General features: G+C 68.7%; 23 protein-coding genes. 9 read left to right on the top strand and 14 right to left on the bottom strand.

Going from position 1 to position 20,837, the window contains the following annotated elements:
- The first annotated feature begins 96 nt into the window (after positions 1–96).
- Positions 97–795: a glutamine amidotransferase-related protein gene (locus ACSQ2H_RS17680; protein ID WP_436062695.1), complete on the top strand. Its 699-nt coding sequence runs from the start codon at positions 97–99 to the stop codon at positions 793–795.
- A 72-nt stretch (positions 796–867) separates the two neighbouring features.
- Here the strand turns inward: ACSQ2H_RS17680 and hemF are convergent, their stop codons facing one another.
- Both hemF and ACSQ2H_RS17670 read right to left on the bottom strand, forming a co-directional pair.
- A complete protein-coding gene (gene hemF, locus ACSQ2H_RS17675; RefSeq protein WP_436062694.1) occupies positions 868–1,746 on the bottom strand; it encodes an oxygen-dependent coproporphyrinogen oxidase in 879 nt (292 codons plus the stop codon).
- A gap of 12 nt (positions 1,747–1,758) precedes the next feature.
- Positions 1,759–2,226: a tRNA (cytidine(34)-2'-O)-methyltransferase gene (locus tag ACSQ2H_RS17670; RefSeq protein WP_436062693.1), complete on the bottom strand. Its 468-nt coding sequence runs from the start codon at positions 2,224–2,226 to the stop codon at positions 1,759–1,761.
- Positions 2,227–2,455: 229 nt separating this feature from the next.
- Between ACSQ2H_RS17670 and petA the strand changes: the two genes are divergently transcribed.
- The 4 genes from petA (at position 2,456) to ACSQ2H_RS17650 (ending at position 7,091) form a co-directional block, all read left to right on the top strand.
- Complete coding sequence (petA, locus tag ACSQ2H_RS17665; RefSeq protein ID WP_436062692.1) at positions 2,456–3,010, top strand: ubiquinol-cytochrome c reductase iron-sulfur subunit; 555 nt, start codon at positions 2,456–2,458, stop codon at positions 3,008–3,010.
- Between the two features lie 5 nt (positions 3,011–3,015).
- Complete coding sequence (locus tag ACSQ2H_RS17660) at positions 3,016–4,335, top strand: cytochrome b (RefSeq protein WP_436062691.1); 1,320 nt, start codon at positions 3,016–3,018, stop codon at positions 4,333–4,335.
- Positions 4,336–4,342: 7 nt separating this feature from the next.
- A complete protein-coding gene (locus ACSQ2H_RS17655; protein ID WP_436062690.1) occupies positions 4,343–5,191 on the top strand; it encodes a cytochrome c1 in 849 nt (282 codons plus the stop codon).
- Between the two features lie 130 nt (positions 5,192–5,321).
- On the top strand, positions 5,322–7,091 hold the full coding sequence (locus ACSQ2H_RS17650; RefSeq protein WP_436062689.1) for a tetratricopeptide repeat protein: 1,770 nt from the start codon (positions 5,322–5,324) through the stop codon (positions 7,089–7,091).
- 4 nt (positions 7,092–7,095) lie between these two features.
- On the opposite strand, the gene ACSQ2H_RS17645 is transcribed toward ACSQ2H_RS17650, so the two are convergent.
- Positions 7,096–7,872 (bottom strand): hypothetical protein, encoded by a 777-nt coding sequence (locus ACSQ2H_RS17645; RefSeq protein WP_436062688.1) that lies wholly within the window; start codon positions 7,870–7,872, stop codon positions 7,096–7,098.
- Positions 7,873–8,030: 158 nt separating this feature from the next.
- Between ACSQ2H_RS17645 and ACSQ2H_RS17640 the strand changes: the two genes are divergently transcribed.
- Positions 8,031–8,507: a hypothetical protein gene (locus ACSQ2H_RS17640; protein ID WP_436062687.1), complete on the top strand. Its 477-nt coding sequence runs from the start codon at positions 8,031–8,033 to the stop codon at positions 8,505–8,507.
- On the opposite strand, the gene ACSQ2H_RS17635 is transcribed toward ACSQ2H_RS17640, so the two are convergent.
- From ACSQ2H_RS17635 to ACSQ2H_RS17600, 8 genes are all read right to left on the bottom strand, one after another.
- Positions 8,504–9,013 carry a GNAT family N-acetyltransferase gene (locus ACSQ2H_RS17635; protein ID WP_436062686.1) on the bottom strand — a complete coding sequence of 170 codons (510 nt, stop codon included), beginning with the start codon at positions 9,011–9,013 and terminating at the stop codon, positions 8,504–8,506. The two genes, ACSQ2H_RS17640 and ACSQ2H_RS17635, sit on opposite strands and share 4 nt — an antisense overlap.
- Complete coding sequence (locus ACSQ2H_RS17630) at positions 9,010–9,690, bottom strand: dienelactone hydrolase family protein (protein ID WP_436062685.1); 681 nt, start codon at positions 9,688–9,690, stop codon at positions 9,010–9,012. Before ACSQ2H_RS17630 ends, ACSQ2H_RS17635 begins: the two co-directional genes overlap by 4 nt.
- Positions 9,691–9,692: 2 nt before the next feature.
- Entirely contained in the window at positions 9,693–10,361 is a 669-nt protein-coding gene (locus tag ACSQ2H_RS17625) for a dienelactone hydrolase family protein (RefSeq protein WP_436062684.1), read from the bottom strand.
- A gap of 187 nt (positions 10,362–10,548) precedes the next feature.
- Positions 10,549–11,646, bottom strand: a complete 1,098-nt coding sequence (gene ychF, locus ACSQ2H_RS17620; protein ID WP_436062683.1) for a redox-regulated ATPase YchF — start codon at positions 11,644–11,646, stop codon at positions 10,549–10,551.
- 63 nt (positions 11,647–11,709) lie between these two features.
- Positions 11,710–12,324: an aminoacyl-tRNA hydrolase gene (gene pth / locus ACSQ2H_RS17615; RefSeq protein ID WP_436062682.1), complete on the bottom strand. Its 615-nt coding sequence runs from the start codon at positions 12,322–12,324 to the stop codon at positions 11,710–11,712.
- Positions 12,325–12,353: 29 nt separating this feature from the next.
- Positions 12,354–12,962 (bottom strand): 50S ribosomal protein L25/general stress protein Ctc, encoded by a 609-nt coding sequence (locus ACSQ2H_RS17610; RefSeq protein WP_436062681.1) that lies wholly within the window; start codon positions 12,960–12,962, stop codon positions 12,354–12,356.
- A 126-nt stretch (positions 12,963–13,088) separates the two neighbouring features.
- On the bottom strand, positions 13,089–14,132 hold the full coding sequence (locus ACSQ2H_RS17605) for a hypothetical protein (RefSeq protein WP_436062680.1): 1,044 nt from the start codon (positions 14,130–14,132) through the stop codon (positions 13,089–13,091).
- A gap of 274 nt (positions 14,133–14,406) precedes the next feature.
- Entirely contained in the window at positions 14,407–15,342 is a 936-nt protein-coding gene (locus ACSQ2H_RS17600; RefSeq protein WP_436062679.1) for a ribose-phosphate pyrophosphokinase, read from the bottom strand.
- A gap of 159 nt (positions 15,343–15,501) precedes the next feature.
- Here ACSQ2H_RS17600 and ACSQ2H_RS17595 point away from each other — a divergent pair, with 159 nt between their 5' ends.
- Together ACSQ2H_RS17595 and ACSQ2H_RS17590 are read left to right on the top strand one after the other, a co-directional pair.
- A complete protein-coding gene (locus tag ACSQ2H_RS17595) occupies positions 15,502–16,578 on the top strand; it encodes a calcium:proton antiporter (protein ID WP_436062678.1) in 1,077 nt (358 codons plus the stop codon).
- A 74-nt stretch (positions 16,579–16,652) separates the two neighbouring features.
- Positions 16,653–17,720, top strand: a complete 1,068-nt coding sequence (locus ACSQ2H_RS17590) for a mechanosensitive ion channel family protein (RefSeq protein ID WP_436062677.1) — start codon at positions 16,653–16,655, stop codon at positions 17,718–17,720.
- Here ACSQ2H_RS17590 and pgeF read toward each other — a convergent pair.
- Genes pgeF through lgt form a run of 3 tightly spaced genes read right to left on the bottom strand, consistent with a single transcriptional unit; the run spans position 17,717 to position 20,393 of the window.
- A complete protein-coding gene (gene pgeF / locus ACSQ2H_RS17585; protein ID WP_436062676.1) occupies positions 17,717–18,490 on the bottom strand; it encodes a peptidoglycan editing factor PgeF in 774 nt (257 codons plus the stop codon). The genes ACSQ2H_RS17590 and pgeF overlap by 4 nt on opposite strands.
- Positions 18,487–19,542 carry a class I SAM-dependent methyltransferase gene (locus ACSQ2H_RS17580; protein ID WP_436062675.1) on the bottom strand — a complete coding sequence of 352 codons (1,056 nt, stop codon included), beginning with the start codon at positions 19,540–19,542 and terminating at the stop codon, positions 18,487–18,489. The genes pgeF and ACSQ2H_RS17580 overlap by 4 nt, the downstream gene beginning before the upstream one ends.
- Positions 19,539–20,393 carry a prolipoprotein diacylglyceryl transferase gene (lgt, locus tag ACSQ2H_RS17575; protein WP_436062674.1) on the bottom strand — a complete coding sequence of 285 codons (855 nt, stop codon included), beginning with the start codon at positions 20,391–20,393 and terminating at the stop codon, positions 19,539–19,541. The genes ACSQ2H_RS17580 and lgt overlap by 4 nt, the downstream gene beginning before the upstream one ends.
- A gap of 83 nt (positions 20,394–20,476) precedes the next feature.
- Between lgt and ACSQ2H_RS17570 the strand changes: the two genes are divergently transcribed.
- Positions 20,477–20,722, top strand: coding sequence for an accessory factor UbiK family protein (locus ACSQ2H_RS17570; RefSeq protein ID WP_436062673.1), 246 nt, complete (start codon positions 20,477–20,479; stop codon positions 20,720–20,722).
- Positions 20,723–20,837: the final 115 nt, after the last annotated feature.

Below are 20,837 nucleotides of genomic sequence, written 5' to 3'. Positions count from 1 at the left end.
ATTGCGGCGCCTCCAGCAGGCCCCCTCCGTCTCGATGCTGCGCATCGATCCACCTCCCCCAGCGGGGGAGGAACTGAGAAGTGGAGATTGCCCCCGATGAAACTCGGCATCCTGGAGACCGGCGCGCCGCCCGAGGAGATCCGCGGGCGCTATGGAAGCTATTCGTCGATGTTCCGGCGGCTGTTCGGCGAAGGCGCCTATGACTACGCCGTCTACGACGTGGCGGCGGGCGAGACGCCGGCGGGCGTGGCCGAATGCGGGGCCTGGCTGGTCACCGGATCGTCGGCGGGCGCGTACGACCCCGAACCCTGGATCGCGCCGCTGGAGGACTTCCTGCGCGCCGCCAAGGGCCAGGCGCCGCTGGTCGGGATCTGCTTCGGCCACCAGATCATGGCCCAGGCCTTCGGCGGCAAGGTGGTCAAGTCGCCGAACGGCTGGGGGCTGGGGCTGCAGCGCTACCGGATGGGCGCGGCGCGCGGTTGGATGGACAGCCCCGAGCCGATCGCCGTTCCCGGCTCGCACCAGGACCAGGTCGTCGAGGCGCCGCCCGGCGCCAAGGTGATCGGCGGCAACGACTTCTGCCCGGTGGGCATGCTGGACTATGGCGATGACCGGGCGATCTCGCTGCAGCTGCATCCCGAGTTCGAGCCCGACTACGCCAAGGCGCTGATCGAGACGCGGCGCGGGACGCGGCTGAGCCAGGACGACGCCGACCGGGCGGTGATGAGCTACGAGCAGCCCGACGACCGCCTGCGGGTCGGCGCCTGGCTGCAGCGGTTCATCGAGACGGCGTAGGGGCTGCTTGCCCAACCTCTCCCCTTGGAAGGGGAGAGGGGAAGTTGGGGCGCGCGGCAGCTCCGTCGCCGGCTAGATCCAGCTGACCATCGGCGGCATCGAGGACAGGATGGTGTCGATGTTGCCGCCGGCCTTGAGGCCGAACATGGTGCCGCGGTCGTAGAGCAGGTTGAACTCGACGTAGCGGCCGCGGCGGATCAGCTGTTCCTGGCGGTCGGCCTCGGTCCACGGTTCGTCCATGCGGTGGCGGACGATCTTCGGATAGACGTCGAGGAAGGCCTCGCCGACCGCGCGGGTGAAGGCGAAGTCCTTTTCGAAGTCGCCGCTGTTGTGGCGGTCGTAGAAGATGCCGCCGATGCCGCGGTGCTCCTTGCGGTGCGGCAGGTAGAAGTACTCGTCGCACCAGGCCTTGTACTTGCCGTGCCACTCCGGATCGTAGGGGTCGCAGGCGGCCTGCATGGCGGCGTGGAACAGCACCGCGTCGTCGGCCTCCTGGCTGCGCTGCGCATCGAGCATCGGCGTCAGGTCGGCCCCGCCGCCGAACCAGCTTTCCGCCGTCGACAGGAAGCGGGTGTTCATGTGCACGGTCGGCACGCGCGGCGAGCGCGGGTGCACGATTAGGCTGATGCTGGCCGAGACGTAGGTCGGGTCCTGGTCGGCGCCCGGCATCTGGGCGGCCATCTCGGGCGAGAAGCGGGCCAGAGCCGCGGAGGTGTGCACCCCGGCCTTTTCGAACAGCCGGCCCTTCAGGTGGCCGCCGATCCCGCCGCCGGTCCCGGTCTCGCGCGTCCAGGGGCGTGCTTCGAACTGGCCGGGCTCGCCGGGATAGAGGTCGACGGGCGCCTCCTCTTCCAGGCGCTCGAGCTCGGCGAAGATCCGGGTCTGCAGACTTTCGAACCATTCCTTGGCGCGGTCGCGCCGGGCTTCGATCTCGGGAGAAATGTTGGTCATCGCGTACCGCAGTTAGGAAATTTGCACGGGCTTAGGAAATTGATCGGTCTGCCGCAACGCCTCGGAAAGGCCGATGGCGGCCGAGACGGTGACGTTGAGCGAGCGCCGACCAGGCGTCAGCGGAATGAAGACTCGGGCGTCGGCGGAGTCGTGAACATCGTCCGGAACGCCGAGGCTCTCGCGGCCGAACAACAGGATGTCGTCGGGCCGAAACACGAAATCATGCAATGGCTGCGCGGCCTTAGTAGAGAACAACACTATGCGAGCGGCCCCCTTGGCGGCCTGAAAATCGCTCCATCCGGCATGACGAACGACATCGGCCGGTTCGCCGTAATCCATCGCCGCACGGCGGATGGCCTTGTCGGAAAGCGGGAAACCACAAGGCTCGATGACGTGTACGGGCACCCCCATACAGGCGCCGAGGCGAAGAGCCGCGCCAAGGTTTTGCGGAATGTCCGGTTGAAAAAGCGCGAGCAGCATTCTAAGCGGTCCAGCCACGGGATTAGCCGGGGCCAGGGGCGAATCACGGAAGGGCGGGGTGCGAGATGCAATCCGACTGTCTTCCGCGGGTTTGCCCGGCGCCAGCGTTCAGTTCCGGTGGCCCTTACCAGAACCGCTGGCAGGGGTCGAAGGCGGGATCACTCCGGAATTATCCGTAGTGGTCTGACGGGCCGCGGGCACGCGGCCGCAAACGAAGGGTAGCTTTAAGGTGGCCGACACCGTCGCGGGCGCAAATCCCGATACGCATGCCGCGGGCGACGACCCGAACCGGCGTGATTTTATTCATATTGCAGCGGCGGCTGCGGCCGGCGGCGCTGTCGCGGGCCTCGCCTGGCCGTTCATCGACCAGATGAACCCGTCCGGCGATACGCTGGCGCTGGCGTCGGTCGAATTCGACCTGACCAAGGTCGAGGAAGGCCAGCAGGTCACCATCAAGTGGCGCGGCAAGCCGCTGTTCATCCGCAATCGGACTGGCGCGGAGATCGCCAAGGCCATTGGGGATGACAGCGCGAGCATGCCCGATCCGCAGAAGGACGAAGATCGTCACAAGCCGGGCAAGGCCCAATGGCTCGTGCTGGTCGGCACCTGCACGCACCTCGGCTGCGTGCCGACGTTCGGCGGCGGCGACTACGGCGGCTGGTTCTGCCCGTGTCACGGTTCGCACTACGACGTCTCGGGCCGCATCCGTAAGGGTCCGGCGCCGAAGAACCTGGCGGTGCCCGACTACACCTTCCTTTCCGACACCAAGGTCAAGGTGGGCTGACCCAGATGAGCGGACATTCCAATTACGAACCGAAGACCGGCATCGAGCGTTGGCTCGACACCCGTCTGCCTGTCGTGCGCCTGGCGTACGACTCGATGATCGACTTCCCGACCCCGAAGAACCTGAACTACTGGTGGACCTTCGGCGGCATCCTGGCGGTCTGCCTCGGCATCCAGCTGGTCACCGGCATCGTGCTGGCCATGCACTACGTGCCGCACGTCGACCACGCCTTCGCCTCGGTCGAACGCATCATGCGTGACGTCAACTACGGTTGGCTGATCCGCTACATGCACGCCAACGGCGCCTCGATGTTCTTCATCGCGGTCTACATCCACATGTTCCGCGGGCTGTACTACGGCTCGTACAAGGCTCCGCGCGAAGTGCTGTGGATCCTGGGCTGCGTGATCTACCTGCTGATGATGGCCACCGCCTTCATGGGCTACGTGCTGCCCTGGGGTCAGATGTCCTTCCACGGCGCCGTCGTGATCACCAACCTGTTCGGCGCGCTGCCGGTCGTGGGTGAAGCGATCACCACCTGGCTGTGGGGCGGCTTCGCGGTCGACAACCCGACCCTGAACCGCTTCTTCTCGCTGCACTTCTTGCTGCCGTTCATGATCGCGGGCGTCGTTGGCCTGCACATCTGGGCGCTGCACGTCCCGGGCAACAACAATCCGACCGGCGTGAACGTGAAGTCGAAGGAAGACACCGTTCCCTTCCATCCGTACTACACGGTGAAGGACGGCTTCGCGATCGTGGTGTTCCTGATCCTGTTCGCGACCTTCGTGTTCTACAACCCGAACGCCCTGGGCCACGCCGACAACTACATCCCCGGCAACCCGCTGGTGACCCCGGCGCACATCGTTCCGGAATGGTACTTCCTGCCGTTCTACGCGATCCTGCGCGCGGTTCCCGACAAGCTGGGCGGCGTGATCCTGATGTTCGGCGCCATCGCGGTGCTGTTCGTCCTGCCCTGGCTCGACACCTCCAAGGTGCGCTCGATGCGCTACCGGCCGACGGCGAAGCTGTACTTCTTCATCTTCCTGCTGGCCTGCCTGGTGCTCGGCTACTGCGGTGGTCAGTTGCCGGACAACCACGTGATCCCGGGTCTGTCGACCTTCAAGCTGTTCGACGCCGACCTGAACTCGATGGTGTGGCTGTCGCGGGTCGCGACCCTCTACTACTTCGCCTACTTCATGGTCATCCTGCCGATCCTGGGCCTCACCGAGACCCCGCTTCCGCTGCCGGAATCGATCAGTGAACCTGTGCTTTCGCATCCCGCCAACGCGCCGGCCGGCGCCGCGGCTTCGCCTGAAAAGAGGGGTTAAGCCTCAGATGCTGCGTAAAGGTATCGCGCTCGCGGCGCTTGGCTTGGCCATTCTCGCGGCTCCGGCGGCTCAGGCCGCCGGCGGCGCCCTGCCGCCCAAGCACGTTGAGTTCAGCTTCGAAGGTCCGTTCGGCAAGTTCGACCAGGCTGAGCTGCAACGGGGTTACAAGGTCTATCGGGAGGTCTGCTCGGCCTGCCACTCGATGAACCTGATGTACTTCCGGAACCTCGGCCAGAAGGGCGGGCCGTTCTACGATGCGAAGTACAAGAACCCGAACGACAACCCCTATGTGAAGGCGATCGCCAAGGACTATCAGATCAAGGACATCGACTCGGAAACGGGTGATGTGATCGATCGTCCGGGCACGTCGGCCGACAAGTTCCCGTCGCCCTTCCCGAACGAAGCGGCGGCGCGGGCCTCGAACGGCGGCGCCTATCCGCCGGACCTGTCGGTGATGGCCAAGGCTCGTCACCACGGGCCGCAGTACATCTACTCGCTGCTCACCGGCTACAAGAACCCGCCCGCGGGTCTGAAGGTCGGCACCGGCCAGCACTACAACCCGTACATGAACGGCGACGTGTCGGCCGCGTGGTCGGGTCCGCACGACAAGGTTCCGCCCGGCGGCTTCATCGCCATGGCCCCGCCGCTGGCGGCCGGTCAGGTGACGTTCGACGACGGCACCAAGTCGACGCTGGAGCAACAGTCCAAGGACGTTGCGGCCTTCATCGCCTGGGCTTCCGAGCCCAAGATGGAAGAGCGCAAGGCCTTCGGCATGGCGGCGATGATCTACCTCTTCATCTTCGCGGGCCTGCTGTACGCCAGCTACCGCAAGATCTGGAAGAACGTCGCCCACTAGGGCGAGCCGCCTCCAGCGAGATACGAGAAGGCCCCGGAGCGATCCGGGGCCTTTTTCGTTGCGCGCGGCTTGCTTGACTTTGCCGTGGTCGAAAACCAACGATACGCCAAACGGCTGGCGGAGGTCGGCGATGGGTACCGGGTTCAAGACTGCGGCGCTCGCCGGGTTGGGGCTGTCGCTTACGAGTCTGTCCTTCGAGGCGCCGATCTCGCCGCAGGTCCTGGCCGCGCTCGATCCGACCTTGATGGCGTCGTCGATCTGCGGGAGTCCGAAGACCGGCGGGGCTTTGGCGCGCAATCTGCTGCTGGCCCAGGCGGTCGCCGCGCCGGCCAGCCAGGCCGGGCCGATCCCGCTCTATGACGACCTGACCAAGTCCCCGTTCCCGGTCACCACGACCGATCCGCAGGCCAAGCGCTACTTCAGCCAGGGCCTGCTGCTGACCTACGGCTTCAACCACGCCGGGGCGGTGCGCTCGTTCCGCGAGGCGCAGCGGCTGGATCCGACTTGCGCCATGTGCTGGTGGGGCGAGGCGGTGGCGCTGGGACCGAACATCAACGCGCCGATGGACGAGCGCGACCGCGAGGCGGCGCTGGCTGCGATGGACAAGGCCATGGCCCTGCGCGAGCGGGCCTCGCCGATGGAGCGGGCGCTGATCGAGGCGGTGGCCAAGCGCTACTCGCGCGACCCGAAGGCCGACCGCGCGGCGCTGGACGGAGCCTATGCCGACGCCATGCTGGCGGTCGCCGGCCGCTTCGCGGCCGACGACGACGTCGCCGTGCTGGCCGCCGAGGCGGTGATGGACACTTCGCCCTGGAACTACTGGGAGCCGGACAAGAAGACGCCGGTCGGGCGCAGCGGCGAGGCGGTGGCGCTGGTCGAGACGGTGATGGCGCGCAATCCGGGCCACGTGCAGGCCGGGCACCTCTACATCCACCTGCTGGAGGCCGCGGACGCCCAGCGGGCCGAAGCCGCCGCCGACCGGCTGGGAACCCCCACCGCGCCCAGCGCCGGGCACCTGGTGCACATGCCCTCGCACATCTACCAGGCGCGCGGCCGCTATGCGGACTCGATGCGGGTGAACGTGGCGGCGGCGCGGGCCGACGAGGCCTACATCCGCAGCGCCGGGGACCACAGCCTGGTGCGCTACGGCTACTATCCGCACAACGTCCACTTCATCGTCACCTCGGCGCAGCTGGCCGGCGACATGGACACGGCGATCGGCGAGGCCGAGCGGCTGCGGGCGCTGATGGGCGTTGAGACTTCGGCGAAGATCGGCTGGGTGCAGATCATCGAGGCCGCGCCCTATCTGGCGATGGCCCAGTTCGCGGCGCCGGAGGCGATCCTGGCCATGCCCGCGCCCGACGCCCGGCTGCCCTATGCGAGCGCGATGCGCCACTACGCCCGAGCCGTCGCCTACGCCCAGCAGCGCGACAAGGCCGCGTTCGACCGCGAACTCGCGGCGATGGACGCCCTGGTCAAGGCCGACGCCTTCGCCGACCTGACCGCCCAGCTGGTGCCGGCGGTCGACCTGGTGGGCATGGCGCAGGAGGTGGCGCACGGGCGCCTGTCGACCGCCGAGCGCCGCTACGACGAGGCGGCGGGGCACTACCGCAAGGCCATCGCCATCGAGAGCCGCATTCCCTACACCGAGCCGCCGTACTGGTATTATCCGGTCCACCAGTCGCTGGGCGCAGCGCTGTTCCTGGCGGGCAAGCCAGCAGAGGCCAGCGAGGCGTTCCGCACGGCCCTGGCGCAGACGCCGCGCAACGGCTGGGCGCTCTATGGGCTGGCCCGCAGCGAGGAGGCGCAGGGCCGCAAGGCGGACGCGCAGGCCGCGCGGCAGGCCTTCGTCCGGTCCTGGGCCGGTCGGCCGGAGTGGCTGGCGATGGAGCGGCTGTAGCGGCCTAGCCGGCGGGCGCGAGCAGCAGCTTGCCGGCCGGGAAGTCGAAGCGCAGCCGCCAGCGGGCCAGCAAGGGCGCGCCGATGACGCCGTCAGCCTGGGTGTCGGCCAGAGCGCCAGGCAGATTCTCGAACAAGGTCCCGGCGAAGGACGCGGCGCGCAGCTGCGCGCGGGTCTCGCCGTAGGGCAGCATGTCCTGCGGCTTGGCCGCGCCGGGGACCGAGGCGAGTCGCTCGGAGACGCGGACAGCGGCGTCCGAGCCGGTGGCGATCACGAAGTCGCCGCCTACGGCCCTGGGCCCATCGGAAACTGCGGCATGGGCGGTGGCGACGCCGCCGGCGACCCGCAGCGGCAGGACGCTGACCTTGCTGCGCACGCGCGGGGCCTGGGCGCGCGGATAGATGGCGATCTTGCAGGGCGCGAAGCTGACTTCGACCACGTAGGCCGACAGCAGGTCGGCGCCGATCACGCCGGCGATCGGGGTCGGGAAGGCGTAGGTCCGCGCATCCAGGTCGGCGATCACGAACGGGCGGTCGGGCAGGGTAAGGCCGGCGATGCGGACCGGGCCGCGCTGGTCGGGCTCGACCAGTCCGGCGCCCTGGGCCTTGGTCTCGTGCAGCTGGGTGACGGCTGAGCCGGTGTCGAGGATGTAGTCGCCAGCCAGGCCGTCGATCGAGGCGGGCGCGACGATCACCCCTTGTTCGTACCAGCAGGCGGTCTCGCCGGCGTGGGCGGCGAGCGGGAGAGCGGCGGCGGCGAGGGCCAGGGCGACCGGCTTCATGGGATCCGTGAGGCGAGAGAGCGCCGGGGCGCTTGGCGGCCCCTTCGCGGGCAGCATAGCGGCGATTGTAGCGCTCGGCGACGGGCAGCGTGGGCCTTCCGCGGTTGCGAGGGCGATTGGGCCTTACCCCTGCCGCATCGATCGCCTAAGTCGAAGCCATGAGCTTCATCAAGCCCTGGCGAGACTTCCGGCGCATGCAGGACGTGGCGGTCGGCGCAGCGGTGCTGATCTATGCCGGCGCGGTCGTGAACGCGTTTCGCGTGCTGCCGGGCGGCGCCGATCTGATCGCCCAGCGCACGTTGATCTGGCCGGCCATGTTCCTGTTCGTCTCGCTGGTCTCGCCGCTGGCGGTGCCGCCCCTGAAGCGCGGGCTGGCGCGCTATGTGTGGCTGAGCTTCCAGGCGGGGTTCGGCCAAACGCCGGTCTCGGTGCTGACCGGAGTGGGGCTGCTCGCGGGCGCGGCGCTGTTCATCTACTGGCAGGTCTGGGCGGTGGGCCATGGCGGCCGGTATCCCGCCGGGGTGTTCTCGGGCTATGCGGCCGGAATCGGCATCCTGGTCGCGCAGGCGGTGCTGGTCCGGGCCCTGGAGACGGTGCCCGAGGTGCGCAAGCAGATCGAAGAGCGCGAGCCCTAGCCCGCGGCGGCCGGATGGTCGATGTCGAGGTGCAGCCGCAGGGTCGGCAGGCCGAACTCGTCTTCTTCCTCGCCGACGACTACGAAGCCCAGCTTTTCCAGGATCCGCCAGGAGGCGAGGTTGGCCGGGTCGATGGTGGCGTCGACCGCGTCAGGTGTGCAGGCGGCCAGCAGAGCGCGGGCGGCCTCGGTGGCGTAGCCCCGTCCCCAGTAGGCGCGGGCGAAACCGTAGATCAGTTCCAGGCGATTGGGGTGGGGCGTCGGGATCAGGCCGACCCAGCCGATCAAGGCGTCGCTGTCGCGCAGGACGACGGCCCGGCTGCCGACCTCGCTGATCATCAGGCTGGCGGCGGCGTTGTTGATCCAGAGCGCGGTGGCGGCCCGGCTCAGCGGCACGCCGTCGCCGACATGGGCCATGACCTGCGGGTCGGCGGCGATCGCGCAGAGGGCGTCGAGGTCGCTCGCCGCCAGCGGCCGGAGCCGCAGTCTCGTGGTTTCCAGGATCACGCCGAACTTCGCCCCCCGCCGTTGTTGGAGAACAGGGCCAGTGTCCGCAGGCGGGCGAGCCGGGCGCTGTCAGCGTCGTAGTCGGCGCGGCGGTCGGAAACGAACCCGTGGCCGGCCGGATAGAGATGGATCGGGATGTCGGGATGGCGCTCGCCGATTTCCTCGACCCGCTCGGGCGGGATCGAAGCGTCGGTCTTGCCGAAGTGCAGGATGATCGGGACCTTGGGAGTCTCGTCCTTCAGCTCGCTGATCCGGCGGCCGTAGAAGCTGGCCGCGGCCGACAGGCCGGTGCAGCGACAGGCCGCCAGCCAGGTGGCCGCGCCGCCCCAGCAGAAGCCGGTGACGAAGACCGGGGCCTTGAGCGCGTCGATGGCGGCCTGGGCGTCGCCGGCGACCTGGTCCCACGGCGTGGCCTGGGAATACTCGACGCCCTTGGCGACGGCTTCCTGGCCGTAGTCCGCCTGGAAGCCGCGCTCGAGGCGGTCATAGAACGACGGGGCGATGGTCTCGTAGCCGTCGGCGGCGAAGGCGTCGGCCAGCTCGCGGATGTGCTCGGTGACCCCGAAGATCTCCTGGATCAGCAGCAGACCGCCGCGGCGGGCGTCGGTCGGCCTGGCGTGATAGGCGCCGAGCTCGAAGCCGTCGAAGGCGCTCTTGAGGGTGATCTGCTCGCCCATGCTCACGCGTTCTCGAACAGCTCGCGGGTGCGGGCGCGGGCGAGGTCGGCGGCCTCTTCGTTGTAGCGCTCGGGGCTCTCGTTGTTGAACCCGTGGCCGGCGCCTTCGTAGATGTAGACGGGCAGATCGGGGTGATGTTCGTGCACGGCCTTCTCGACCTCATCGGCCGGGATCCCAGGATCGGTGTGGCCAAGGTGGACGATGGTCGGGCAAAGCGGCTGGAGTGCGGCGTTGGCCTGCACAAGGCTGCCATAATAGCTCGCGGCGGCGGCGATCCCCTCGACCTTGGCGGCGCTCAGCCAGGTCAGCGAGCCGCCGTAGCAGTAGCCGACGACGAACACCTTGCCGCGCGCGGCCAGGAAGTCGCGGCAGGCGCCGATGTCGCTGAGCGCCTGCTCCAGCGGCGTGGCGCGGGCATGGGCGACGCCGGCGGCCAGGCCCTCCGGATCATGGGCGGCGGTGAAGTGGCGCTCGCGGCGGTCGTAGAGCGAGGGCGCGATCGCCTCGTAGCCGGCCTTGGCCCAGCGTTCGACGTCGGCGCGGATGTGCCGGTCGATGCCGAAGATTTCCTGCAGCACGATGACCCCGCCCTTGCGGGGGGTGAAGGCCTGCTCGTGGTAGGCCGAAAAGTCGAAGCCGTCCGCGCCCCGGAGGGTGATGGTCTCGCCCATGCGTTTCTCCCGTCTTGTTAGACGCGAGCTAAGCAGAGAACCTCAGCTGGGGGGAGGGCGATGGGGTGAAAAGTTCCTCCCCTTTTTGAGGAAGAGGGAGGGGGACTGCTCTCGAAGAGAGTGAGGCAAAGTCCCCCTCAGTCGGCTTCGCTGACAGCTCCCCCGAGGGGGAGCATCCAAGCGGACTTTAGACGTTGAAGCGGAAGTTCATCACGTCGCCGTCCTTGACGACGTATTCCTTGCCTTCGGCGCGCAGCTTGCCGGCGTCACGAGCCCCGGCCTCGCCCTTGAGGTTCACGTAGTCCTCGTAGGCGATGGTCTCGGCGCGGATGAAGCCCTTCTCGAAGTCGGTGTGGATCACGCCGGCCGCCTGCGGGGCGGTGTCGCCCTTGTGGATCGTCCAGGCGCGGGCTTCCTTGGGGCCGACCGTGAAGTAGGTCTGCAGGCCGAGCAGGTGATAGGCCTCGCGGATCAGCTTGTTGAGGCCCGGCTCGGTCAGGCCGAGGGTTTCCAGGAACTCGGTGCGCTCGGCCTCGTCCAGCAGGGCGATCTCGCTCTCGATCTGGGCGGAGATCACGACATGGTCGGCGCCGTCGCGCTTGGCACGCTCGGCGACCAGGTTCGACAGGTCGTTGCCGGTGGCGGCCGAGGCCTCGTCGACGTTGGAGACGTAGAGGGCGGGCTTGGAGGTCAGCAGCTGCAGCATCCGCCAGGCCTTGTCGTCCTCGGCGGACACGACGGCCTTGCGGGCCGGGCGGCCGGCGTTGAGCTCGGTGAGCGCGACATTGACCAGGCGCAGGGTCTGGGCGCTTTCCTTGTCGCCGGTCTTGGCGCGCTTCTCGAGGTTGGCGACGCGCTTTTCCAGGCTCTCGAGGTCGGCCAGCATCAGCTCGGTCTCGATGGTCTCGAGGTCGGCGAGCGGGTCGATCTTGCCTTCGACGTGGGTGATGTCGTCGTCGATGAAGCAGCGAGCCACGAAGGCCACGGCGTCACAGTCGCGGATGTTGGCCAGGAACTGGTTGCCCAGGCCTTCGCCCTTGGACGCGCCGCGCACCAGGCCGGCGATGTCGACGAAGTTCATCCGCGCCGGAATGATCTCCTTGGACGGGATGATCGCGGCCAGGGCGTTCAGGCGCGGCTCGGGCACGGCCACGTCGCCGGTGTTCGGCTCGATGGTGCAGAACGGATAGTTGGCGGCCTGGGCCGCAGCCGTCTGGGTGAGCGCGTTGAAGAGGGTCGACTTGCCGACGTTGGGCAGGCCGACGATCGCGACTTTGAGAGCCATGGGGAGAGCTGTTCCTGAAATTCGAGCCGGCGACCTAGCACGTTAGGCCGATTGGCCCAAGCCTTAGGCCTGGCGGCCGCGCGGCACGTCGCCCTTGTCGGCGGGAGCCAGGCGCATGACTTCGGTCTGATACTTCTCGTCCTCGCCCTCGGCGAGCAGGGGCGCGGCGTCGGCCACGGCGCGGAGCAGCGCCTCGACCCAGGCCTGGTCGACCTTGTGGAAGTCGGAAAGCACGTGGCCCTGGACGCGGTCCTTGTGGCCCGGATGGCCGACGCCGAGCCGGGCGCGGCGGAAGTCGGGGCCGATGTGGGCGGTGAGCGAGCGCACGCCGTTGTTGCCGGCCGCGCCGCCGCCCAGCTTCATGCGGAAGCGGCCGGGGGCCATGTCGATCTCGTCGTAGAACAGCACGAGGTCGGCGGGCTTGAGCTTGTAGAACTTCAGCGCCTCGGCCACGGAGCGACCGCTCTCGTTGTAGAAGGTCTGAGGCTTGAGGATCAGGGTGCGGACCGGGCCGCCCGGAGTTTCGATCTCACCCTCGCGGACGAGGGCGGAGAAACGGGAGCGTTCGGGACCAAAGCGCCAGCGGCGCGCAATCTCGTCAACGGCCATGAAGCCGATGTTGTGCCGGTTGCCCGCATAGCGGGCTCCCGGGTTGCCCTGGCCGGCCAGGATGAGCATGCGCTGCCCCCCAACCGGCCGTCAGGGACTTAGGCTTCGGCTTCGCCGGCGGCTTCTTCAGCGGCTTCCGACGCCGAGGCCGACGAACCGGCCACGGTGGCCACGACGAAGTCGCGGTCCATGGCGGCTTCGACGCCCTTGGGCAGGGTGAAGGCCGAGATGCGGATGGTGTCGCCGATGTCCAGACCGGTCAGGTCGAAGACCAGCTCTTCCGGGATGGCGTCGGCATGGCACTGCAGTTCGACGTCGTGACGCACCACGTTCAGCGTGCCGCCCTTCTTCAGGCCCGGCGAAGCTTCGTGATTCTTGAAGTGCACCGGCACGGCGATCTTGATCGTCTGGTGCGCGTCGACGCGGAACAGGTCGAAGTGCATCGGCTCGTCGGTCACCGGGTGCATGTCGACGACCTTGGCGATCACCGGCTGGGTTTCCGAGCCGTGCTTCAGGGTCACCAGGTGGCCGAGCAGCTTGCCGGTGTAGAGCGCCTTGCGGAACTCGTTCGACTTGACGGTGATCGCCACGGGATCCTTGTCGCCGCCGTACAGCACGCCGGGGACCAGACCCTCACGACGGGCGGCGCGCGCGCCACCGGTTCCAATGCGCTCGCGCAGTTCAACGTTCAGGATGATATCGGCCATGGCCTCGCCTCAAAACGAAGCCGCCGCGCGAAGACCCGCGCGGCGACGGAACGACCCGTAAGGGCCGAAAGGTGCGCGTAGATACACAAAACCCCCGCCCGTGGCAACGGGCAGGGGGAAGGATTTCTAACCCTTTTTCGCCGGCTTCTTTGCCGCAGGCTTCTTGGCCGGAGTCGGCTTGTAGCTGGCGTTCTCGCGGACGGTCGGAACGAAGCGCGGTTCGAACGGCTCGGGCTGGCCCGAGGCTTTGATGACGCAGCGGGCGGTGTCCATCATCCCGTGCTGGCCCAGGCAGAAGACGTCCTCGTAGTGCGGCTTGGCGACGGCCAGGCACTGATAGAGGTTGAGCTTGGCCATGTTGGCGCAGGAGGTGACGTTCGGCTCGACCATGATGGCGTTGAGCGTGGCCACGTTCGGCTCGCTGGCCTGACCGAGCACCGCCAGCGCCGCGACGGCGAGGCTGCGAATCACCACCGGAGTGAACGGCGGGGTCACGGAGGTCCCGGTCACGCCGAGCGGCTGGGCGCCGCTGATCGCCTGCTGCAGGCGGGTGGTCTGGGTGATGTCGCCGACGGCCGGGGTCGAGCCGAGCAGCTTGGCCTGGGACAGGCGCGCGTCGCGGCCGACCACGTCGCTCTTGGACCACGACTGCTTCTGCACGTCGTAGGCGGCCTGCTTCACGGTCTTGCCGGCCTGATAGAACTTGTTCCCGTCCTCATTGAGCGCGGCGATCACCACCCCGGCGCCGCTGGCCGCGCCGGGCAGGCCGACCACGTAGGCCGGGTCCTTCATGATCTCGTAGGCGATCTGCTGGCGCTGGGCGGCGGTGCCCGAGTACTGCTTGACGCCGGCGACGAAGGTCGGGTCCTGCAGGGCGACGATCGCGCCGTAGGCGATGGCCCCCTTCAGGAACTGCTTGGGCTCATAGGAGGCGGCGACCTTCAGGCCCTCGGCGACCGTCTGGCCATCGACGAAGGCCGGCGAGATCGCCGCGGCCCTGTCCATGTAATAGCGGTAGGCGGAGGCCTGCTCGACGATGCTGGGCGCCAGGCTGACGGCCGGCGCGGGCGGCTCCACCGGCTTAGGCGGCGGAGGCTCGGCGCAGGAGGCCAGAATTGTGGCGAATGCGATGGCGACGGCCGTCAGGCCAGCGCGAGAAGCCGAAATCATCCAGAGCCTTCCCCAAGAAATAAGGCGTGGGAGCCTAGCCCCTCCAGCAGGCGAGAATGTGACCGCCAGGGGTTAACGAGGCTTAACCAAAGCCGGCTTGAGGCGGGGTCTGACGCATTTGTGACCCGCCCCGCCGCGGCCGCTTCGGCGAGCATAGAGCGGGGCCGGCAGGCGGTCGTCACCGCATCGGGGCCGGGCGTCGTTTCGCCGCGGACGCGGGCGGGAACCCGGCGGCGGGACTGCGGCGGCCAGCGGCCGCCGCAGATCGTCGGGGTCAGTCGAAGAGCTTGGAGACCGATTCTTCGTTGGCGATGCGGCGGATGGCTTCGCCGAGCAGCTGGTCGCAGCTGACATAGCGGATCTTGCCGCCTTCGAGGGCGCGGTCGGGGGCCGGAATGGAGTCGGTCATCACCAGCTCCTTCAGCACCGAGCCGTTGACCCGCTCGACCGCGGCGCCGGACATCACGCCGTGGGTCACGTAGGCCGAGACCTCGGTGGCGCCGGCGTCAATCAGCGCCTGGGCGGCGTTGCAGAGCGTGCCGCCGCCGTCGATCATGTCGTCGAACAGGATGCAGCGGCGGCCGGAGACGTCGCCGATGACGTTGGCGACTTCGCTCTTGCCGGGGCCCGAACGGCGCTTGTCGACGATGGCCAGCTCGGCGTTCAGGCGCGAGGCCACGGCCAGGGCGCGGACCACGCCGCCGACGTCGGGCGAGACGATCATGATCTCGGCCGGCTTTTCGTAGTTTTCCTTGATGTCGGTCGCCAGCAGCGGCGCCGAGATCAGGTTGTCGGTCGGAATGTCGAAGAAGCCTTGGATCTGGCCGGAGTGTAGATCCATGGTCAGCACCCGGTCGGCGCCGGCGCGCTCGATCAGGTTGGCGACCAGCTTGGCCGAGATCGGCGTGCGGCCGCCGGTCTTACGGTCCTGACGGGCGTAGCCGAAGTAGGGCATCACCGCGGTGATCCGCCGGGCCGAGGCGCGCTTCAGCGCATCGATGCAGACCAGCAGCTCCATCAGGTTGTCGTTGGCGGGATAGTTCGTCGACTGAAGGATGAAGACGTCCTCGCCGCGGACGTTCTCGTCGATGGTCACCCAGACCTCGTTGTCGGCGAAGCGCTTGACCTGCGCGCGGGTGAGGGGGAGGTCGAGGCGCGAGGCGACAGCCTCCGCCAGCGCACGGTTGGAGTTGCCAGCCAGCAGCTTCATCGGTCCCCCAGGGGCAGGTATCGGTAATTGCCGGGCTTTTAGCAGGCGAGGGCCGCGGAGCAAGGCCCCAGAACAGCGCAGGACAAGATCGCATAACAATCTCGCGGGGCGGGCGGGTTCGTCTCGCGGCATGGCGGCGCTTGGTTTACGGTGTTCGCCATGCCCAAAATCGGACTCCCAGCCTGGACCTGGCTCTCACCCATCATTGGCTCGCTGCTGCTTTTCGGATCGAAGCTCGGCGGGCCTTACGACATAGTTCTGGCGATCGGACTGGTCGCTTGCGTCCTGGCCGCCGTGCACCACGCCGAAGTGGTGGCCCACAAGATCGGCGAACCCTATGGCACCTTGGTCCTGGCCGTCGCGGTGACGGTGATCGAGGTGTCGCTGATCGTCTCCCTGATGCTGTCCAGCGGCCCGTCGGGCGCGGGACTGGCGCGCGACACGGTGTTCGCCGCCATCATGATCATCCTCAACGGCCTCGTCGGCCTCTGCCTGTTGCTCGGCGGCGCGCGCCACCTGGAGCAGCGTTACGGCCAGGCCGGCGTCAGCGCGGCGCTGGCCACCCTGGCGGCGCTGGCGGTGCTGACCCTGGTGTTGCCCAACTACACGACCTCGGCCGCCGGGCCGGTCTATTCGAACAGCCAGCTGGCCTTCGTCGGCCTGGTCTCGCTGGTGCTCTACGGCACCTTCGTGCTGGTGCAGACGATGCGCCACCGCGACTACTTCCTGCCCAGCGGCTCGGCCGCGCATGACGAGGACGCGCACGCCGCGCCGCCGACGGCGCTCGCCGCCTGGGTCAGCCTGGCGCTGTTGGTCATTGCGCTGGTCGTCGTGGTGCTGCTGGCCAAGTCGCTGGCGCCGACGATCGAGGCGGCGGTGGCCGGGGCCGGCGCGCCCAAGGCCGTGGTCGGGGTGATCATCGCCGGCCTGGTGCTGTTGCCGGAAAGCCTGGCGGCGGTGCGGGCGGCGCGAGCCGACCGCCTGCAGACCAGCCTGAACCTGGCGCTGGGCTCGGCCCTGGCCTCGATCGGCCTGACCATCCCCGTCGTGGCGGTGGTCTCGCTGGTGATGGGCTGGCCGCTGTCGCTCGGCCTCGACGCCAAGGCCATGGTGCTGTTGATGCTGACCCTGCTGGTCACCACCCTGTCGCTGGCGACCGGGCGGACCACGGTGCTGCAGGGCGTCGTGCACCTGGTGCTGTTCGCGGTCTACCTGTTCACGACCATCGTGCCGTGATCCATTCCTGAGCTGTCGCGTTTGTTGACGGACCCAAGCCGGCGCGCCCGGCGCAAGTTCGAGACAATCGCGACATGACGGAGTGGATGGAGGGCGTTGCGCCCTCTTGGCTGCCTGCGTGGCTGCTGGACGTGGGGGTGCTGGCCTTCGGCGCCCTGCTGGCGTTGGCGGCCCACCAGGTGCTGGTGACGATCGTCCGGCGGCTGATCGCCTCGCGGGACGAGTTCTGGCGCGAACTGATCAAGCGCACGCGCAGGCCCAGCCGGCTGGCGGCGCTGATCCTGGGGCTGGGGGCCGCCGCGCCCCTGGCCAGCCTGGGGCAACTGCAACTCGAAGTGCTCGGCCGGGTGCTGCTGATCGGCATCATCGTGCTCTGCGGCTGGACGGCGCTGACCGCGCTCGACATCGCCACGCTGATCTACACGCGGCGCTTCCGGATCGACGTGGAAGACAACCTGCTGGCCCGCAAGCACGTCACGCAGACGCGGATCCTGCGGCGCACCATCGCGGCGCTCATCGTCGTGCTGACCATCGCCTTCGCCCTGATGACCTTCAACGGCGTGCGTCAGTACGGGGTCAGCCTGCTGGCCTCGGCCGGCGCGGCGGGGATCATCGCCGGCCTGGCGTTGCAGCCGTTCCTGACCAACCTGATCGCCGGGATCCAGATCGCCACCACCCAGCCGATCCGGATCGACGACGCAGTCATCGTCGAAGGCGAGTGGGGGCGCATCGAGGAGATCGGCTCGACCTATGTGGTCGTGAAGCTGTGGGACTGGCGGCGGATGGTGCTGCCGCTGACCTACTTCATCCAGAAGCCGTTCCAGAACTGGACGCGCGAGAGCGCCTCGCTGATCGGCACGGCGATGGTCTATGTCGACTATTCCGCGCCGATCGAGGTGCTGCGCCGCAAGCTGGAGGAGATCGCTGCGGCCTCGCCGCTCTGGGACCGCAACGTGGTCAACCTGGCGGTGACCGAGCTCAGCGAGCGAACCATGCAGGTCCGTTGCCTGACCAGCGCGCGCAACGCCGGCGAAGCCTTCGACCTGCGCTGCGAGGTCCGCGAGAAGATGGTGGCGTTCCTGCAGGAGGAGCTGCCGCAGGCCCTGCCGCGCGAGCGCTTCGATCTTCGGCCCGGCGCCTAGTCCAGCGCGATCGCCGACAGCAGGCGGCCGAAGTCCGGCTCGCCGCGCTTGAAGGCCCGGCGGTTGGAGAAGAACAGCTCCTCCTCGGCGCAGGTGTCGCGGCCCAGCCATTCGCAGCCCCCGACGCCGGCCCGGCGCAATCGGTGCAGGACGTAGCCCGGCAGGTCGAACATCGCCTTGTCGGGCGCCTCGCCCGGGACGAAGAACTCGACGTTCTCGGCGGCCTGGGCGGTGAAGGCGTCGAGGAACTCCAAGCCGACTTCGTAGGAGGCCTGGGCGATGCAGGGGCCGACGACCGCGACGATGTCGCCCGGGCGCGCCCCAAGGGTCTGCATTTGCGCGACCGTGGCCTCGGCGATGCCGGCGAGCGCGCCCTTCCAGCCGGCGTGGGCGGCGGCGACGACGCGGGCCTTGGGATCAGCGAACAGGATCGGCGCGCAGTCGGCGGCCAGGGCGCTGCAGACCAGGCCGGGCTTGCTGGCGACCACACCGTCGGCTTGCGGCCGCTCGCCGTTCCAGGGGGCGTCGGCGACCAGGGCTGTGGCCGAGTGGATCTGGTAGCAGGTGTTGAGCGCGCCTTCGGGTTGGCCGAAGTGGGCCGCGGCGCGGCGGCGGTTCTCGATCACGTCGTCGGGCGCGTCCTTGGAGCCGCGGCCGACGTTCAGGCTGGCGTAGAGGCCGGTGGAGACGCCGCCCTGCCGTGTGAAGAAGGCGTGGCGGATCCCCGCCAGGTCGAGCAGCGGCGAAGTCAGAACAGGAAGATCGGTCACGTAAGCGTCTCGAAGGCTGGCGGTTCGAAGCCGGCGGAATGGATACAGGCGGCCTTGAAGAGATCGCCCATCTGATCGGGCGAGACCAGGCGTTCGAGCTGGCGCTCGATCACGTCGCCAAGGTCGGGGCGGGCGTTGGCCAGGGCCTCGGCGCGGGCGCCGATCCCGAGCCGCACGAGCAGCTCGCCCTGGGTGAGGATCTGCGGGGTCTGACCGCCGCGCGCGGCGGCCGCGGCCATCACCGCCGGGAAGTCGGCGTGGACGGTGAGATCGGCCTCGCCCGGACCGGCCAGCGGGCTTTCCTTCTGATGGCGGCGCAGGGCCTGCAGGGTGTCGCCGAACCCGGGCGCGGCGCGGCCGTAGTCGATGAGCAGCGCCGCGCCGCCGTCGGCCAGGACGCGCAGGGCCAGCGCCTCGCCCAGAGCGGCCTGGGCTGGCGAGTGCTCGAGGATCGCTCCGACCGGGGCCAGCCGCTCGACGCCCGGGGCGCCGGCCAGGCCGAAGGCCAGGGCGCCGGCGTCGTCGAGGCCGACCATGCGCTCGGCCCAGCCCTTTTCCGTGCGTACGAACTGGCGGGCGGGCAGGCAGTCGAGCAGCTCGTTGGCGACCAGGATCAGCGGCGCGCCGCCGGGCACCTCGTCCAGCGACGCGGCCCAGGACAGATGGTCGCCGAGCGTCTGGCGCTGGCGGTCGCGCAGCGGCTGGGAGACCTCGACCAGCCAGACGTCGGCGGCCTCGGTGAACTCACGCGAGAGCCGGGCGGCGCGCAGCAGGTCGCTCATCAGCGTGCCGTCGCCGGGCCCCATCTCGACCAGCCGGAACGCGGCGGGGCGGCCCAGGCGGCTCCAGGTCTCGACGGCCCAGAGGCCGATCAACTCGCCGAACATCTGGCTGACCAGCGGGGCGGTGATGAAGTCGCCCGCTTCGCCGAGCGCCGGGCGGGTCGCGTAGTAGCCGTAGTCCGGGTCGTGGAGGCAGGCGTGCATGTACTGCGCGACGCTTATCGGCCCGCTGGCCCGGATCTGGGCCGTCAGGCGGTCGCGCAGGCTCATGGCGTCTCGGTCTTGGCTTGGCTGGGCGGCGACGCGGCCTCGGTGGCCAGGGGTTCGCGCAGGCCGCGCCAGATCAGGAAGAGGCCGCCGATCACCATCGGCGCCGACAGCATCATCCCCATGGTGAGGCCCAGCGGGAAGTGCTGGAGGTAGCGGTCAGGCTCGCGGAAGTTCTCCACGAAGGTGCGGAAGACGGCGTAGCCCAGCAGGAAGATGCCGGCCACGACGCCGCGCCGCTGGAGCAGGCCCGCGCGATGGGTCGCCCAGCGCAGGATGAGGAAGAGAACGACGCCTTCCAGCGCCGCCTCGTAGAGCTGGCTGGGGTGGCGCGGGGTGACGCCGTCGGCCTGCGGGAAGATGAACGCCCACGGCACGTCGGACGGCCGGCCCCAGAGCTCGCCGTTGATGAAGTTGGCCACGCGCCCGAAGAACAGGCCGATCGGCGCGCAGGCGGTCACGGCGTCGCCGAGGCGCAGCACGTCGATCTTGTTGCGCCAGGCGAAGGCGAACACCGCGATCAGCACGCCGAGCGCGCCGCCATGGAAGCTCATGCCGCCTTCCCAGACCTTCACGATCTGCAGCGGGTCCTGGATGACGATCGAGGGCGTGTAGAAGAACACGTGGCCGAGCCGGCCGCCGAGGATGATGCCGAGCGTGATCCAGAGGATCAGGTCGTCGATCTGGGCAGGCGTGGCCGGCGCCCCGCGGGGGCCCCACAGCGCCTGATTCTTCATCATCCCCGCGACATAGCGCCACCCCAGCAGGATGCCGGCCACGTACGCCAAGGCATACCAGCGAATTGCGAAAGGCCCGATCTGCACGAGGACTGGGTCGAAATCGGGGAATGGCAACGTGGGGATCTCCGAATGCTTCGCCGCCAAGGTTTAGACGAGAAGCCCTTCGCTTTCATCCCCCGGCGGGCCATATAGGGCCTATGCAGACTCAGAACCCCTTTCTGGACGAGTTCGCCAAGCTGACCAGCGCGGCGATGGGCCTGGCCCAGACGGCCGGAGACGAGGCGAAGGCCGCGTTCCGCGCCCAGGCCGATCGCTTCGTGGCCGACTTCGATCTCGTCCGTCGCGACGACCTCGACGCCCTCAAGGCTGAGATCGCGGCGCTGCGCGCCGAGGTGGCCGCGCTCAAGGAGCAGGCGCCTAAGAAGACCGCGAAGAAAGACTAGGTCTTAATACACGCGAATGTGGCTCGCCCCTGAAAAGAAGCCGGTGACGGCAGGGCCGCGAAGCAGCTTACTTTCAATATCGCAGGCGATTCGATGGCCGGCCCGGCCGCGGACG

Origin of the sequence: Phenylobacterium sp. LjRoot97, from assembly GCF_964254345.1 — a bacterium.
In the GTDB taxonomy this organism is placed as follows: domain Bacteria; phylum Pseudomonadota; class Alphaproteobacteria; order Caulobacterales; family Caulobacteraceae; genus Phenylobacterium.
Note: the sequence above shows the minus strand (reverse complement) of the source record. Positions and strands in the feature narration are given on the sequence as shown.

Coding starts and splice junctions, on each gene's coding strand:
- ACSQ2H_RS17625 (WP_436062684.1), bottom strand. CDS start 10,361: ATGGGCGAGACCATCACCCTCCGGGGCGCGGACGGCTTCGACTTTTCG.
- ACSQ2H_RS17570 (WP_436062673.1), top strand. CDS start 20,477: ATGCAGACTCAGAACCCCTTTCTGGACGAGTTCGCCAAGCTGACCAGC.
- ACSQ2H_RS17595 (WP_436062678.1), top strand. CDS start 15,502: ATGCCCAAAATCGGACTCCCAGCCTGGACCTGGCTCTCACCCATCATT.
- ACSQ2H_RS17660 (WP_436062691.1), top strand. CDS start 3,016: ATGAGCGGACATTCCAATTACGAACCGAAGACCGGCATCGAGCGTTGG.
- pth (WP_436062682.1), bottom strand. CDS start 12,324: ATGCTCATCCTGGCCGGCCAGGGCAACCCGGGAGCCCGCTATGCGGGC.
- ACSQ2H_RS17645 (WP_436062688.1), bottom strand. CDS start 7,872: ATGAAGCCGGTCGCCCTGGCCCTCGCCGCCGCCGCTCTCCCGCTCGCC.
- ACSQ2H_RS17670 (WP_436062693.1), bottom strand. CDS start 2,226: ATGCTGCTCGCGCTTTTTCAACCGGACATTCCGCAAAACCTTGGCGCG.
- hemF (WP_436062694.1), bottom strand. CDS start 1,746: ATGACCAACATTTCTCCCGAGATCGAAGCCCGGCGCGACCGCGCCAAG.
- ACSQ2H_RS17630 (WP_436062685.1), bottom strand. CDS start 9,690: ATGGGCGAGCAGATCACCCTCAAGAGCGCCTTCGACGGCTTCGAGCTC.
- ACSQ2H_RS17580 (WP_436062675.1), bottom strand. CDS start 19,542: ATGAGCCTGCGCGACCGCCTGACGGCCCAGATCCGGGCCAGCGGGCCG.
- ACSQ2H_RS17640 (WP_436062687.1), top strand. CDS start 8,031: ATGAGCTTCATCAAGCCCTGGCGAGACTTCCGGCGCATGCAGGACGTG.
- ACSQ2H_RS17680 (WP_436062695.1), top strand. CDS start 97: ATGAAACTCGGCATCCTGGAGACCGGCGCGCCGCCCGAGGAGATCCGC.
- ACSQ2H_RS17610 (WP_436062681.1), bottom strand. CDS start 12,962: ATGGCCGATATCATCCTGAACGTTGAACTGCGCGAGCGCATTGGAACC.
- ychF (WP_436062683.1), bottom strand. CDS start 11,646: ATGGCTCTCAAAGTCGCGATCGTCGGCCTGCCCAACGTCGGCAAGTCG.
- ACSQ2H_RS17590 (WP_436062677.1), top strand. CDS start 16,653: ATGACGGAGTGGATGGAGGGCGTTGCGCCCTCTTGGCTGCCTGCGTGG.
- ACSQ2H_RS17650 (WP_436062689.1), top strand. CDS start 5,322: ATGGGTACCGGGTTCAAGACTGCGGCGCTCGCCGGGTTGGGGCTGTCG.
- ACSQ2H_RS17655 (WP_436062690.1), top strand. CDS start 4,343: ATGCTGCGTAAAGGTATCGCGCTCGCGGCGCTTGGCTTGGCCATTCTC.
- ACSQ2H_RS17600 (WP_436062679.1), bottom strand. CDS start 15,342: ATGAAGCTGCTGGCTGGCAACTCCAACCGTGCGCTGGCGGAGGCTGTC.
- ACSQ2H_RS17605 (WP_436062680.1), bottom strand. CDS start 14,132: ATGATTTCGGCTTCTCGCGCTGGCCTGACGGCCGTCGCCATCGCATTC.